This window comes from Mycobacterium sp. E3198, from assembly GCF_001667015.1.
Taxonomy (GTDB): domain Bacteria; phylum Actinomycetota; class Actinomycetes; order Mycobacteriales; family Mycobacteriaceae; genus Mycobacterium.
In genome coordinates, this window is sequence record NZ_LZIS01000099.1 from 1 (window position 1) to 13014 (window position 13014).

The 13014-nt window shown below is 67.5% G+C and carries 15 protein-coding genes, 2 tRNA genes and 1 pseudogene; 10 read left to right on the top strand and 8 right to left on the bottom strand.

Going from position 1 to position 13014, the window contains the following annotated elements; translation table 11 throughout:
* Positions 1 to 220, bottom strand: a pseudogene (locus tag A5673_RS11415) (hypothetical protein); the annotation flags it as partial.
* A gap of 69 nt (positions 221 to 289) precedes the next feature.
* On the opposite strand from A5673_RS11415, the gene A5673_RS11420 reads away from it, so the two are divergent.
* Entirely contained in the window at positions 290 to 1123 is an 834-nt protein-coding gene (locus tag A5673_RS11420) for a hypothetical protein (RefSeq protein WP_068231541.1), read from the top strand.
* A gap of 21 nt (positions 1124 to 1144) precedes the next feature.
* Here A5673_RS11420 and A5673_RS11425 read toward each other — a convergent pair whose 3' ends face one another.
* Positions 1145 to 2086: a class I SAM-dependent methyltransferase gene (locus A5673_RS11425; protein WP_068231673.1), complete on the bottom strand. Its 942-nt coding sequence runs from the start codon at positions 2084 to 2086 to the stop codon at positions 1145 to 1147.
* 136 nt (positions 2087 to 2222) lie between these two features.
* On the opposite strand from A5673_RS11425, the gene A5673_RS11430 reads away from it, so the two are divergent.
* From A5673_RS11430 to A5673_RS11440, 3 genes are all read left to right on the top strand, one after another.
* Positions 2223 to 3221 carry a phosphotransferase family protein gene (locus A5673_RS11430; RefSeq protein ID WP_068231544.1) on the top strand — a complete coding sequence of 333 codons (999 nt, stop codon included), beginning with the start codon at positions 2223 to 2225 and terminating at the stop codon, positions 3219 to 3221.
* Between the two features lie 83 nt (positions 3222 to 3304).
* Entirely contained in the window at positions 3305 to 3925 is a 621-nt protein-coding gene (locus A5673_RS11435) for a hypothetical protein (RefSeq protein WP_068231547.1), read from the top strand.
* Positions 3926 to 3942: 17 nt separating this feature from the next.
* Positions 3943 to 4485 carry a GNAT family N-acetyltransferase gene (locus A5673_RS11440; RefSeq protein ID WP_068231551.1) on the top strand — a complete coding sequence of 181 codons (543 nt, stop codon included), beginning with the start codon at positions 3943 to 3945 and terminating at the stop codon, positions 4483 to 4485.
* A 76-nt stretch (positions 4486 to 4561) separates the two neighbouring features.
* On the opposite strand, the gene A5673_RS29050 is transcribed toward A5673_RS11440, so the two are convergent.
* The 4 genes from A5673_RS29050 to A5673_RS11455 all read right to left on the bottom strand — a co-directional run bounded on the left by A5673_RS29050 (position 4562) and on the right by A5673_RS11455 (position 5774).
* A complete protein-coding gene (locus A5673_RS29050; RefSeq protein ID WP_156748090.1) occupies positions 4562 to 4705 on the bottom strand; it encodes a hypothetical protein in 144 nt (47 codons plus the stop codon).
* A 47-nt stretch (positions 4706 to 4752) separates the two neighbouring features.
* On the bottom strand, positions 4753 to 5502 hold the full coding sequence (locus tag A5673_RS11445) for a TrkA C-terminal domain-containing protein (protein WP_068231554.1): 750 nt from the start codon (positions 5500 to 5502) through the stop codon (positions 4753 to 4755).
* Between the two features lie 87 nt (positions 5503 to 5589).
* Positions 5590 to 5662: transfer RNA gene (locus A5673_RS11450), tRNA-Arg, on the bottom strand.
* 23 nt (positions 5663 to 5685) lie between these two features.
* Positions 5686 to 5774, bottom strand: a tRNA-Ser gene (locus tag A5673_RS11455).
* A 90-nt stretch (positions 5775 to 5864) separates the two neighbouring features.
* Between A5673_RS11455 and hisC the strand changes: the two genes are divergently transcribed.
* Entirely contained in the window at positions 5865 to 6929 is a 1065-nt protein-coding gene (gene hisC, locus A5673_RS11460) for a histidinol-phosphate transaminase (RefSeq protein ID WP_068231557.1), read from the top strand.
* Entirely contained in the window at positions 6926 to 7387 is a 462-nt protein-coding gene (locus A5673_RS11465; RefSeq protein ID WP_068231560.1) for a DUF4334 domain-containing protein, read from the top strand. The genes hisC and A5673_RS11465 overlap by 4 nt, the downstream gene beginning before the upstream one ends.
* 150 nt (positions 7388 to 7537) lie before the next feature.
* On the opposite strand, the gene A5673_RS11470 is transcribed toward A5673_RS11465, so the two are convergent.
* Positions 7538 to 8122, bottom strand: coding sequence for a TIGR03086 family metal-binding protein (locus tag A5673_RS11470; protein ID WP_197518352.1), 585 nt, complete (start codon positions 8120 to 8122; stop codon positions 7538 to 7540).
* 23 nt (positions 8123 to 8145) lie between these two features.
* Between A5673_RS11470 and A5673_RS11475 the strand changes: the two genes are divergently transcribed.
* Genes A5673_RS11475 through A5673_RS11490 form a run of 4 tightly spaced genes read left to right on the top strand, consistent with a single transcriptional unit; the run spans position 8146 to position 11596 of the window.
* A complete protein-coding gene (locus A5673_RS11475) occupies positions 8146 to 8970 on the top strand; it encodes a crotonase/enoyl-CoA hydratase family protein (RefSeq protein ID WP_068231566.1) in 825 nt (274 codons plus the stop codon).
* Positions 8971 to 8996: 26 nt separating this feature from the next.
* On the top strand, positions 8997 to 10232 hold the full coding sequence (gene lipE, locus A5673_RS11480) for a lipase LipE (RefSeq protein ID WP_068231571.1): 1236 nt from the start codon (positions 8997 to 8999) through the stop codon (positions 10230 to 10232).
* Between the two features lie 29 nt (positions 10233 to 10261).
* On the top strand, positions 10262 to 10453 hold the full coding sequence (locus A5673_RS11485) for a hypothetical protein (RefSeq protein WP_067315711.1): 192 nt from the start codon (positions 10262 to 10264) through the stop codon (positions 10451 to 10453).
* Between the two features lie 36 nt (positions 10454 to 10489).
* Entirely contained in the window at positions 10490 to 11596 is a 1107-nt protein-coding gene (locus A5673_RS11490) for a hypothetical protein (protein WP_068231574.1), read from the top strand.
* An 85-nt stretch (positions 11597 to 11681) separates the two neighbouring features.
* Here A5673_RS11490 and A5673_RS29055 read toward each other — a convergent pair whose 3' ends face one another.
* On the bottom strand, positions 11682 to 12365 hold the full coding sequence (locus A5673_RS29055) for a DUF6338 family protein (RefSeq protein ID WP_255396641.1): 684 nt from the start codon (positions 12363 to 12365) through the stop codon (positions 11682 to 11684).
* Positions 12366 to 13014 lie beyond the last annotated feature (649 nt).

The following is a 13014-nucleotide window of genomic DNA, read 5'->3' on the forward strand; positions in this document are numbered from 1 at the left end:
GCTTGTCGCTCTCCGACTCCACCCAGAGCATGATCACGTCGGCGTAGCGTTCGCCGGTGTCCGGATCGGTCGCGTCGGGTTGGGGAGTGCGAAAGAAGACGAACGACTTTCCGCCGACCTGATAGATCGCGTTGCCCTTCGGGCCATCCAACCTCCTGACGTGGGGCATCGACGCGGCGATCCGATGCACGTCGCCTACCCGGGCGGGCCGATCACCCATGGCCGCGACATTACCGTCCGGATCTGTAGCATGGCGAGTGGTGTTGCGGTAAAGGGGGATTGATGAGCGGTGACTGACACGCTGTTCGCCGACGTCTCCGAATTTCAAGTGCCCGTGAATGATTCGTATCCCTACCGGGTACTTTCGATCCGCGCCTGTGACGGCACCTATCGAGATCACAACTTCGCGGCCAACTATGCGTGGATGCGGACGGCCTTGGACAGCGGGCGCCTGACATTCGGAATCGTCTACACCTATGTCCGCCCGAATTGGTTGGACAACGCCAACACGGTGCGGTCGATGATCGAGGCCGGCGGCGGACTGCATCCGCGGGTCGCCTTGATGCTCGACGTGGAATCGGGCGGCAACCCGCCCGGTGACGGTTCGAGCTGGATCAATAATTTGTACTGGAACCTGGCCGACTACACCGGCGAGCCCGCGCGAATCATCGGTTACGCCAACGCCTATGACTTCTACAACATGTGGCGGACGCGGCCCGAAGGTCTGCGGGTCATCGCGGCCGGTTACGGGTCCAACCCCGACCTGCCGGGCCAAGTCGCGCATCAGTACACCGACGGCACGGGCTTCAGCCCGAACCTGCCGCAGGGGTGTCCACCGTTCGGAAACTGCGACATGAACTCGGCCGACGGGCTGACACCGGAAGAGTTTGCCGCCGCGTGCGGCATCAGTGCGAACGGAGGATGGCTGATGGCACTCACCGACGCGGAGCAAGCCGAGCTGTTGAGCAAGGTCCGCGACATCTGGGACCAACTGCGCGGGCCGGACGGGGCGGGCTGGCCGCAACTCGGTCAAAACAGCGAGGGCCAGGACCTCACGCCCGTCGACGCGATCGCGGCGATCAAACAGGACGTGGCGGCGATGCGGGCGACTACGGCGGGCTAATCGCCCGCCCCGCCACGCATTTCATGCGCGCCGCTGCGCCGACACATACAGCGTCGGCGGCATCACGTGCCCGGCGCCGTCCGGAATGCTGCGGCCATAGCGGGCCATCAGTTCGGCGAAGGTCGCCGTCGACACGTCCCAGCCGTGATCGCGCAGCCAGGCGTCGACGGGGGTGCGTTCCTCCGGATACCAGAGGTCGTCGAAGTCGGTGATCTCGGTGTCGACCAGCCGGGCGGCCGCCGCCCGCATGCGCTGCATGTCCTCGCGCTGGCGCCGGACGAGGTCGGGGTCGGTGAATCCGGGCCCGGGCACATTCGACGCCAGCCAACTGCCCGGGGCACTCAACGAGTGGACGCGCTCGAACAGCAGGTCCTGGGCCCGCGCCGGCAGGTAACGGACCAGCCCCTCCGCCGACCAGACCGCCGGGCGCGAGGAGTCAAAGCCCGCTTCCCGCAGCGCTTTCGGCCAATCCTGGCGCAGATCGATCGGCACGTTCACCAGCCGCGCCTTCGGGTCCGCGCCGTGCTCGCGCAGCGTCTTGGACTTGAATTCCAGCACCTTGGGCTGGTCAAGCTCGTACACGACCGTGCCGTCCGGCCACGGCAGCCGCCACGTGCGTGCGTCCAGGCCCGCGGCCAGGATCACCACCTGTCGGACGCCGCCGTCGGCCGCGCCGAGGAAGAATTCGTCGAAAAACGCTGTGCGCGTTGCCATGAAGTCGATCATCAGTTGTATCCGCGCCCGCACGTCCGGCTCCAGCTCGACCGCCTTGGCCAGCAGCTTGGGGTCCGCGTAGATGCTCCACATCCCCTCGCCCGCAGCATCCACGAACACGCGCGCGAACGGATCGCTGATGAGCGGGTTCGCGCTCTCGGTCTCGGCGGCACGCGCCGCGGCGACGCCCAGCGCGGTGGCTCCCACGCTTTGCGTGATGTCCCAGGAATCGTTGTCGGTACGCGGCATCGCCATCCCCTTCAGGCCCGAAGTCCGTTAGTTCCGCATACTATTGTTCCAGCCTCCTGCGCGACCCGCCGCCCCTGCCGGGTGACCTAGGCTGCTGGACGTGGATCACGTCGACCTCGAGGCCGTAGCGGGATGGATGTCCGAGCAGGGGCTCGGCGACGGACCGCTCGAGGACGTCGCCACCGTCACCGGCGGAACGCAGAACGTCATGCTGCGGTTCACTCGGGCCGGCCGGCCATACGTGCTGCGGCGCGGGCCACGCCACCTGCGGCCGCGCAGCAACAGCGTGATCCTGCGGGAAACCAAAGTCCTTGCGGCGTTGGCCGGCTCCGACGTGCCGCATCCCCACCTGATCGCCACCTGCGAGGACCCCGCCGTGCTCGGCGATGCCGTCTTCTACCTGATGGAACCGGTCGACGGGTTCAACGCCGGCGAGGGGCTGCCGCCGTTGCACGCGGGCGACCCGGACATCCGGTTCGGGATGGGGCTGTCGATGGCCGACGCGCTGGCGAAGTTGGGTGCCGTCGACCACGTCGCGGTGGGCCTCTCGGATTTCGGCAGGCCGGAGGGCTTTCTGGAGCGCCAGGTGCCGCGCTGGCTCTCGGAGCTCGACTCCTACCGCGAGTACGACGGCTACCCCGGGCCGGAGATCCCCGGGATCGAGGAAGTGTCGGCCTGGCTGGAGCGCCGCCGTCCGGCCACGTGGACGCCCGGAATCATGCACGGCGACTACCACGCCGCCAACGTCATGTTTTCTCGCACCGGGCCCGAGGTCGTCGCGATCGTCGACTGGGAGATGTGCACGATCGGTGACCCCCTGCTGGACCTGGGCTGGCTGCTGGCCACCTGGCGCCAGCCCGACGGCTCCAGCGTCTTCAGCCACGCCCTCGGCGGCCAGGACGGGCTGGCCAGCACCGACGACCTGTTCGCGCGGTACGCCGCCAACACCACCCGTGACCTGTCGAACATCACCTGGTACACGGTGCTGGCCTGCTTCAAGCTGGGCATCGTGATCGAGGGCACGCTGGCCCGGGCCTGCGCGGGCAAGGCCGAGAAGGAGGTCGGCGACCAGCTCCACGCCGCCACGGTGCATCTGTTCGAGCGGGCGCTCACGCTGATCGACACGCAACCCTGACCGTGACCGTCCCCCTGCGGCGACCGTTCCAACCGCGCCCATAGTGCAGACATCGCGGGTCCCGGGTCGATAGCATCCGACACGTGGAAGTCGGGGACTCCGTAAGGCACTCACTCGACCACTGGGAACGCGGCGAGTGGGATGCGGCCATGGTGCACGCCGGCAACGCGGTCGATGAAACCGCGAAGAAGCGTTACCCGCAGCTGGGAGTGGCGACCCGCTACAAGCGGACGATCCGCGACTCGCTGGACATCTTCCGGGTGATGGCGGCGCCGGACATCGACTTGGAGCAGAGCCGGTTTCCCATCGTGGTCAAGTCGGACATGCCCGACGGCCGCCCCGACATCGCCGACGTCCTGTACGGCGTTCACCGCTGGAGCCACGGCCACGACGACGAACTGCCCCAGGGATTCGAACTGACTCCGCACGGGCCCCGACCCCTGGGAATCCATCTCTGGAAATCCGGGAAGATCCAGCTCCCCGCGGCGGCCGCAATCGGTCTGCTGGCGATCGCCGTGTTCGCGCCGGAGAACAAGGGGCAGGCCATCCCGGACGGCTACCAGCTGAGCTGGTACCAATACGTCTTCATCATCTGCCTGTGGTGGGGGTGGCAGGATCACTTCCGCGAGATCATCCGCACCGCCCCGATCCCGCAAACGACACTCGACTTCCCCGAGTTCTGGGATGACTGGACACCGGTTTGACGGCTGAGACTGCCAGCATGCACGCGAGCATCGGCCGGGTCCGCCCGGCAGGCCCAGAGGATGCGCCGGCCTGCGTGGCGATCTACCGCCCCTACGTCCTGAACACGGCGATCAGCTGGGAACTCGAAGTCCCGGCCGTGGACGAGATGGCGGCGCGCATCACCGCGGCTCGCCAGACCCACGACTGGCTCGTCCTCGAGCGGGACGGCCGGGTCATCGGCTACGCCTACGGGCACGCCCTGTATCGAGTGGCGTCCTACCAGTGGGCGGCTCAGACCGGCATCTACGTCGACACCGCCCACCACCGCGCCGGCGGCGGCCGCGGGCTGTACACGCAGCTGCTGCGCCGGCTCGCCGAGCGCGGCTACCGCCGAGCCATCGCCGGCATCACCCAACCCAACGAGGCCAGCAACGCTTTTCATCGATCGTTCGGGTTCACCGACGCCGGCCTGTACCGGCGGGTCGAATGGAAGCACGGCAGCTGGCACGACGTCGCCTGGATGCAACTCGATCTGCTCGGCGATGCCGATCAGGGCGCGCCGGCCGGCCCGATCACCTAGGCGGACAGGCATGCTTCAGCTCGGGACGGGCGGCGCCTTGGACGCGCCCGTCCCGAGCCGGAAGGTTGTAAGAGGGTTAGCGGCCGCCGCCGGCGCCACCACCGAAACGGCCGCCGCCGGCGCCACCGCCCATGCGGCCACCGCCCGCGCCGCCGCCGAAGCGGCCACCGCCCGCGCCGCCACCGATACCCATCGTTTCCACACTGCTGATCGTCATCATGGGCCGGAGGTTATAGCCAAATATCCGCGGCCACAACAAACTCCGTCTTAACGATTCGGACTACGCCCAGCTTCAGCCGCATGCCGCTGCACCGCACGGGCATGGGAATCGTCGCCGCCGTCGACGGTGCGGTGGTCGAGAGCGGCGATGGCGTCGGCGCGGCCATAGAGCACCAGCACGTCGCCGCACGCCAGCCGGCTGCTCGGGGCCGGATGCGCCACGTCGTCGCCGTCCGTGCGGTTGATGCGGAGCACCAGCAAGCCCTCGTCCGGCAACCGGAGTTCCGCGAGCGTGCGTCCGGTCGCCCAGTCGTTCGCCGCGATCGCCAACTCGCTGACGACGTATCCGTCCCCGAGCTCGGTCAGCACCGTGGAGTCGCGGCCCGCCAAGTCGGTCCAGCGGCGCAGTGCCCGGCCGATGAGCGCGGTCAACCAGCGGTTCACCCGGGGACTTCGGGAGAGGAACACCAGCACGATCAGCCCCGCGGCCAGCACGAAGACCCGCAACCATGAGGCCCCCTGGGCGCCGCCCCGAAACCCGAGGATCAGCGAACTCGCGGCCGCGACGAAGCCGATGTTGCCGACCAGCATCAGCAGCATCACCACGCGGCGGCGCACCGGATGGGACACCACGGTCTCGGATTCGGTGGTGGTGAAGCCCGAACCGGTGAAGGCCGACCGCGCTTGGAACCGCGCTGACTCTCCGGACATCCCCGAGGCGGCGAGCACCACGGTGGCGAACCTGGTGATGAGCAGCGAAACGGCGAGCACGGCGAGCAGCGAGGTGATGGCGTACACATCCCGAGCGTGCCCTGACGGCAAATCGGGTAAACCCACTGCTCGTGAGCGAGCCCGTTCAGAGTCAGCGCGCCTGTTCAGAGTGAGCGCGCCCGAAGGGATTCGAACCCCCAACCTTCTGATCCGTAGTCAGATGCTCTATCCGTTGAGCTACGGGCGCCTGTGTTCAGTTGTCTCGCGCGGCGGAGGCGAGAGGATTTGAACCTCCGGTCCCCTTTGAGGGGGACAACTCATTAGCAGTGAGCCCCATTCGGCCGCTCTGGCACGCCTCCATCGAACTTCCTGAGGGTACCCGAACCCCTTCGGGTGTCCGGAGAACCGCCGGAGGCATAGCGTACACAGCGCCGACATATGCTGTCGAAGTGACCGCCCGCCTGCGACCCGAGTTGGCGGGGCTTCCGGTCTACGTCCCCGGTAAAACGGTGCCGGGTTCGGTCAAACTGGCCAGCAACGAGACGGTGCACGGCCCGTTGCCCAGTGTCCGGGCGGCGATCGAGCGGGCCACCGACACGATCCACCGCTACCCTGACAGCGCCAATCTGCAACTCAAGGCGGCGCTGGCGAAACACCTCGGTTCGGACTTCGCGCCCGAGCAGGTGGCCGTGAGTTGCGGTTCGGTGAGCTTGTGCCAGCAACTCATCCAGATCACCGCCTCGGCCGGCGACGAGGTGGTGATGGGGTGGCACAGCTTCGAGCTGTATCCGCCCATGGTGCAGGTCGCCGGCGCCGTCGCGGTCAAGGTGCCCTTGGCCGACCACGTGTTCGACCTCTACGCGATGCTGGCCGCGGTCACCGACCGCACGCGGTTGATCTTCGTCTGCAACCCCAACAATCCGACGTCCACGGTCGTCGACCCCGACGCCCTGGCCCGGTTCGTCGAGGCCGTGCCGCCGCACATCCTGATCGCCATCGACGAGGCCTACGTCGAGTACATCCGCGACGGCATGGCGCCGGGCAGCCTGGAGCTGGCCCGCTCCCACAGCAATGTCGTTGTGCTGCGGACCTTTTCGAAGGCGTACGGGCTGGCGGGCCTGCGCGTCGGCTATGCCGTCGGCCACCCCGACCTGATCACCGCGCTGGACCAGGTCTACGTGCCGTTCGCGGTGACGAGCATCTCCCAGGCCGCCGCCCTCGCCTCGCTGGACGCGGCCGAGGAGCTGCTGGCCCGCACCGACGCGGTGGTCGCCGAGCGCACCCGGGTCACCGCCGGTTTACGCGAGGCCGGCTACGCGCTGCCGCCGTCGCAGGCCAACTTCGTCTGGCTGCCGCTGGGCGCTCGCACGTCCGACTTCGTGACGCGGGCGGCCGAAGCGCGCATCGTGGTCCGCCCGTTCGCGCCGGACGGCGTCCGGATCACCGTCGGGGCGCCCGAGGAGAACGACGCCCTGCTGGGGTTTGCCCGCGACTGGATCAAGGAGAACCAATGAGCCTGGCCCGCAAGAAGTTCACCGAGTTCAAGGAACGCACCGACAGCATCGCCGACGCCGAGCTGGACGACTTCTGGGCGACGCTGGAGCCCGCGACCATCGAGGGCATGATCGGCGAGTGGAAGGGCGGCGAGTTCCACACCGGCCACAAGATGAACGGCCAGCTGGAAAAGGCCGGCTGGTTCGGCAAGACCTTCGCCTCGGCCGCCGACGTGCAGCCGCTGGTCTGCCTGGACGCCGACGGGAACAAGTTCTCCAACAAGGCGATGGGCAAGGGCGAGGCCAGCCTGTGGCTCGAGGACTTCCGCGGCGAGGTCACCGCCACGATGGTCTACGACGGCCAGCCGGTGCACGACCACTTCAAGAAGATCGACGACGACGCCGTGATGGGCATCATGAACGGCAAGGGCGTCCTGGACAACGGCCGGTATTACTACTTCTACCTCGAACGGGTGTAGCTCTCCCGCTCGAGCGTGCATCTACGGCTTCGCCTGTGCGGCTGCGGCTTTCCGTGTGAGCCCAGGGCGGGATTACGGGCCGAATTGCGCCCTGAACGCACTCACGAAGCCCTCATCGCACACTCAATGGGGCGGGAAACCCTCGCGAAGCTACCGCGCCGGGTTGCGGCCCGTGAACGCGATCAGCTGCTCGAGGGCGCCGGCGTCGGCGGGCGCGTCGACCGGGTCGTCGAACCCGGCGCCGCCGCGCAGCTCCGGCCGGATGATCTGGCGCGCCAACCCCAGCACGTACTCCGACAGCGGTTCGGGGGCGTCGACCCGGTGCCCGACGGCGGCGGCGTAATCCCAAGCGTGGACCAGGAATTCGATCGAAAAGATGCCGCACGCGCTCTTCGCCGGTAGCTCGCCCTTGCCGAACGGAACGGTGCCGTCCAGGCCGCGGCGGTGCCAGGCGTCCAGGGCCGGCCGGGCCGCGGCGATGACCTGCCGCTCCACCGAATCCCCGTCGTCGCGCTCCGGCATCTCCGCGCCCACCATGCCGCCGAGGCCGGCGATCGACTTCAGCAGGTGCGCCGTCAGCTGCGTGACGTCGAACTCGCGGCACGGCGTTTGCCGGGCCAGGTCGTCGGCGGCGATCGGGTGCAGGACGCGCTGCAACACCCCGAGCGTGTCCTCGGCGCTGTGCAGCTCGTCGGTGGGCGGGGAATGAGGTCCAGGTCGCAAGTCGGGAGCCATGTTTGCCACGCTACGGTCTGCTGATGGGCGAAACCTACGAATCCGTCACCGTCGAAACGAAGGACCACGTTGCGCAGGTGACGCTGGTCGGACCGGGCAAGGGCAACGCGATGGGGCCCGCGTTCTGGTCGGAGATGCCGGACGTGTTCGCGGCGCTGGACGCCGACCGCGACGTGCGGGCCATCGTGATCACCGGATCGGGCAAGAACTTCAGCTACGGCCTGGACGTGCCCGCGATGGGCGGATCGTTCACCCCGCTGCTGTCCGGTGACGCGCTCGCCGGCCCGCGGGCGGAATTCCACCGCGAGGTCAAGCGCATGCAGGGCGCGATCACGGCCATCGCCGACTGCCGGACGCCGACCATCGCGTCGGTGCACGGGTGGTGCATCGGCGGCGGCGTCGACCTGATCTCCGCGGTCGACATCCGCTACGCCAGCGCCGACGCCAAGTTCTCCGTGCGGGAGGTCAAGCTCGCCATCGTCGCCGACGTCGGCAGCCTCGCCCGCCTGCCGTTGATCCTGAACGACGGGCACCTGCGGGAACTGGCGCTGACCGGCAAGGACATCGACGCGGCCCGCGCCGAGAAGATCGGCCTGGTCAACGACGTCTACGCCGACGCCGACGCCACGCTGGCCGCCGCCCACGCCACCGCGGCCGAGATCGCGGCCAACCCGCCGCTGACCGTCAACGGCATCAAGGACGTCCTGGACCAGCAGCGCATCGCGGCGGTGTCGGAAAGCCTGCGCTACGTCGCCGCCTGGAACGCGGCGTTCCTGCCGTCCAAGGACCTGACCGAGGGCATCTCGGCGACGTTCGCCAAGCGCCCGCCGCAGTTCACCGGGGAGTAGTGCGCCCCTCGGCTACTCTCGCGGAAGTGACTCCCGACGGCAGAATCCGCGTCCCGGCAGACCTGGACGCCGTGACGGCGATCGGCGCCGAGGACCACTCCGAGATCGACAGCGCGGCCGTCGAGCGCGTCTGGCAGGCCGCCCGGCACTGGTATCAGGCCGGCTTCCACCCCGCCATCCAGGTGGCCATCCGGCACCGCGGCCGCGTCGTGCTGAACCGCGCGATCGGCCACGGCTGGGGCAATGCGCCCACCGATCCGCCCGACGCCGAAAAGAAGCCCGTCACCACCGACACCCCGTACTGCGTGTACTCGGCGGCCAAGGGCATCACCGCGACCGTCGTGCACATGCTCGTCGAACGGGGGCACTTCTCGCTCGACGACCGGGTCTGCGAGTACATCCCCAGCTACACCAGCCACGGCAAGCACCGCACCACGATCCGGCACGTGCTGACCCACAGCGCGGGTGTCCCGTTCCCCACCGGCCCCAAGCCGGACCTGCGCCGGGCGGACGACCACGAGTACGCGCAAGAACAGCTCGGCAAGCTGCGGCCGCTGTACCGGCCGGGGCTGGTGCACATCTACCACGCGCTCACCTGGGGCCCGCTGATGCGCGAGATCGTCTACGCCGCCACCGGTAAGGACATCCGCGAGATCCTGGCCACCGAGATCCTCGACCCGCTGGGCTTCCGCTGGACCAACTTCGGCGTCGCCAAGGAGGACATCCCGTTGGTGGCGCCCAGCCACGCCACCGGGAAGCCCCTGCCGCCGGTGATCGCCGCGCTCTTCCGCAAGGCGATCGGCGGAACCGTGCACGAGATCATCCCGTACACCAACACCCCGGCGTTCCTGTCCACCGTGGTGCCCTCGTCCAACACCATCTCGACCGCCAACGAGCTGTCGCGCTTCGCCGAAATGTGGCGTCGCGGTGGGGAACTCGACGGCGTGCGGATCATCAGCCCGGAACGGATGTACGGCGCGGTCCAGGAATGCCGGCGGTTGCGGCCGGATGTCGCCCTCGGCCTGCAGCCGGCCCGCTGGGGCACCGGATACATGCTGGGAACAAAGCGCTTCGGGCCGTTCGGGCGCAACGCGCCGAAGGCATTCGGCAACCTCGGCCTGGCCAACATCGCGATCTGGGCCGACCCCGAGCGCAGCCTCGCCGCCGGCGTGATCAGCAGCGGCAAGCCCGGCCGCGATCCCGAAATCCGCCGCTACACCGCCCTGATGGACACCATCGCCGCCGAGATTCCGACCGGTTGAGCCCTGCCGGCGGTGGGAACACTGCGGGCATGGCTACCTACCGAGTGCTCAACCCGAAGGGCGACGTCGTCGCGACCAAGAACATCGACAGCGCCGACAAGGCCCACGCGTGGTTCGCCGACGACGCGGTCGAGGGCAACGAACTCGGCTGGCGCATGGAAGTCGAGCAGGACGGCGAATGGCACTTCTTCGACCACAGCGAGGGCGATCGAAGCTACTAGGGTTTGCCTCCCGACTAGCGGGGCAACCAATTACGCATGGATTCACACCGCTTCCGTAGGCTGCTGGACGCGCCCGGCCCGTTCGCGTCGGTCTACTTCGACGACTCACACGACACGCACGACGCCGAGGCTCAGCTCGAGCTGAAGTGGCGGGCGGTGCGCGAAGAGCTCGACAACCAGGGCGTCGACCAAGCCGTCATCGACGGCATCGGGGACGCGGTGCTGGGCCTGCGGCCACCGATCGGCCGCAGCGGGCGCGCGGTGATCGCCGGCCCCGACGGCGTGGTGATCAACGAGCATCTGGCGCGCCCGACCGCCAGGACCATCATCCGGGTGTCCGAATTGCCTTATCTGGTGCCCATTCTCGAGCACAGCTTCGATCACCCCGACTACGTCCTGGTGGTGGTCGACCACAGCGGCGCCGACATCACCACCCACATCGGCGGCGCACTGCGTTCGGAAACCGTCGACGGCGGCGGCCACCCGGTGCACCACGCCGCCGGAGCCGAGACCGCCGGGTACGGGGACCCCCAGCTGCGCAGCGACGAGGCCGCCCGCAAGAACGTGCGCGCCGTCGCCGACCGCGTCGGTGAGCTCGTCGACGACAAGGGCATCGGCGTGATCTTCGTCGTCGGCGAGGTGCGGTCGCGCTCGGACTTGCTGAGCACGCTGCCGGAACGGTTGCGGGATCGCGCGGTGGCGCTCGAGGTCGGGGCGCGGCACAGCGGGCACGACTTCGGCGAGATCGAGGACGCCATCGAGGCCGAGTTCGTGCAGCGCAAGTTGCGCGCGATCGACGACACAGCGCAGCGCTTCACCGCCGAGATCGGCCGGCAATCCGGGCTGGCCGCCGAGGGCCTCGACGCCGTCTGCTCGGCGCTGCGGCAGGGCGCGGTCGAGACGCTGATCGTCGGGGATGTCGGCGACGCCACCGTCGTCGCCGACGAGGACCTCACCACGATCGCGCCGAACGAGAACGTGCTGTCCGAGCAGGGCGCCGCGCCCGCGAAGACGCTGCGGGCCGACGAGGCGCTGCCGCTGTTCGCGGTGTCGGTCGGGGCGTCGCTGCTGCACGCCGGCGACCGCGTCGCGCCGGCCGACGGGGTCGGCGCCGTGCTGCGGTACGCCCCGATCCTGCACTGAACGGCGGTGGCCCAGTAGGTGCGCAGTATCCCGTTTTTGCTAATGCGCGCAAACTTCTTTACAGGGTACGAGCTCGAAGTTTGACTTAGTCTTTGTCTTCCGGAAACCCCTGATCCAAATACCCGACGGTCGCTGCACGGATCTCGTCCCCTGCGACCATATAGTAAGACCAAGAACTCACCAAGGATTGAAATTGGCCGCTTGGACTCCGACTTCTCATCGGCCACTGAGGGTGCGACCGCAATGCAATCCACTCTAGTTCGTTGGTGTCATTTTTCACTCCGTGCGCCTTGACGGCACCTTCGATGGCCGCGCCGTTCTTCAGCTCGATCGAGAGAGCGACAGCCTTCGATTTTTTACGTCGCGCCTTCCCTGTAAGTACCTCAGTCCAAACCGAATTTGGTGTTACTAAGGGATCTCGGTTGATCAACTGGATGACACAGTCACAGAGCATCGCCAGCACAACAGCAAATGCAACAATCGAAACAACCATCAGGACGACAGCCGTCAGATGCGCAAGAGCGTACTTCTCCGGCGTCTCCGCTAATTGATCTAGATCAGGGAGCCCGGGGAAGTGCCAGGCTTGCAACTGCGCCAGAGCTAGGATCGCAGGCAGTGAGAAGCCGACGCTGGAAATAACGATGATGCTCGTCTCTCGCAGCGCGCTATAGTTACGCGGGGCGTGGCGCCGCTCTCGGCGCATGAGAAATATAAAGCCAGGCGTCACGAAGCAAATAAATAATATGAACCCGAAAAGTGTCGTTGGCAATTCAGACGCCCTTTAGTTCGACTTCCTTAGGCACAGGAATGCTAGCTGCTTTCCGTGCCTGGTGCGCCTGTGTTGGTAGATGGAGGTTTCGCGTCCGTTAGCGGAGGCGGTGACACCAGCGGCTGGTCCGATTTTGCCGGTATCGACGTACTGACTTCGATATATCCTCGCTGCTCGGAATCCGGCGCCTGGAGTTGAGTGTTTTCAACGGGGGGTTCTGAGGGATCGGACGCAACCTCGGGCATATCTCCTCCTTTGCGCTGCGCTGAAATTCAGAACATACGCCTGGTACGAGCGCCGGGGAAGCAGTCGTCTGCTGAATTCCAAGGGAATAGCTACGCGCCGAGTCTTCATCGACCCGGTTGGCGGTGGCGGGGGTTGTGTGAGTTCACGACGTAAGTGACACATGAGTCGCGTCATAGGTGAAGCCTCCAGTTGACCGACAAACCCCGTCTCGCCGTCCACGACCTCGTCGACGTGACGCGGACTGTGCCCTGGGCGCCGCCAACCACCTCTGCCGACAACCGCTTCCGCACGCATACCAATCGACGTAACGGCCTGGTCGCGGCTGGCCCAGATGCCCACCGCGACTCCCCTCCACCGCACGCAACAAAACAAAGACCCCGGCCGATGGCCGAGGAATCTTTAA

Excerpts from the sequence above, each read along its gene's own strand:
- A5673_RS11425 (WP_068231673.1), bottom strand. The coding sequence starts at position 2,086 with ATGCCGCGTACCGACAACGATTCCTGGGACATCACGCAAAGCGTGGGA.
- A5673_RS11430 (WP_068231544.1), top strand. The coding sequence starts at position 2,223 with ATGTCCGAGCAGGGGCTCGGCGACGGACCGCTCGAGGACGTCGCCACC.
- A5673_RS11440 (WP_068231551.1), top strand. The coding sequence starts at position 3,943 with ATGCACGCGAGCATCGGCCGGGTCCGCCCGGCAGGCCCAGAGGATGCG.
- A5673_RS29050 (WP_156748090.1), bottom strand. The coding sequence starts at position 4,705 with ATGATGACGATCAGCAGTGTGGAAACGATGGGTATCGGTGGCGGCGCG.
- A5673_RS11465 (WP_068231560.1), top strand. The coding sequence starts at position 6,926 with ATGAGCCTGGCCCGCAAGAAGTTCACCGAGTTCAAGGAACGCACCGAC.
- A5673_RS11470 (WP_197518352.1), bottom strand. The coding sequence starts at position 8,122 with ATGGCTCCCGACTTGCGACCTGGACCTCATTCCCCGCCCACCGACGAG.
- A5673_RS11475 (WP_068231566.1), top strand. The coding sequence starts at position 8,146 with ATGGGCGAAACCTACGAATCCGTCACCGTCGAAACGAAGGACCACGTT.
- A5673_RS11485 (WP_067315711.1), top strand. The coding sequence starts at position 10,262 with ATGGCTACCTACCGAGTGCTCAACCCGAAGGGCGACGTCGTCGCGACC.
- A5673_RS11490 (WP_068231574.1), top strand. The coding sequence starts at position 10,490 with ATGGATTCACACCGCTTCCGTAGGCTGCTGGACGCGCCCGGCCCGTTC.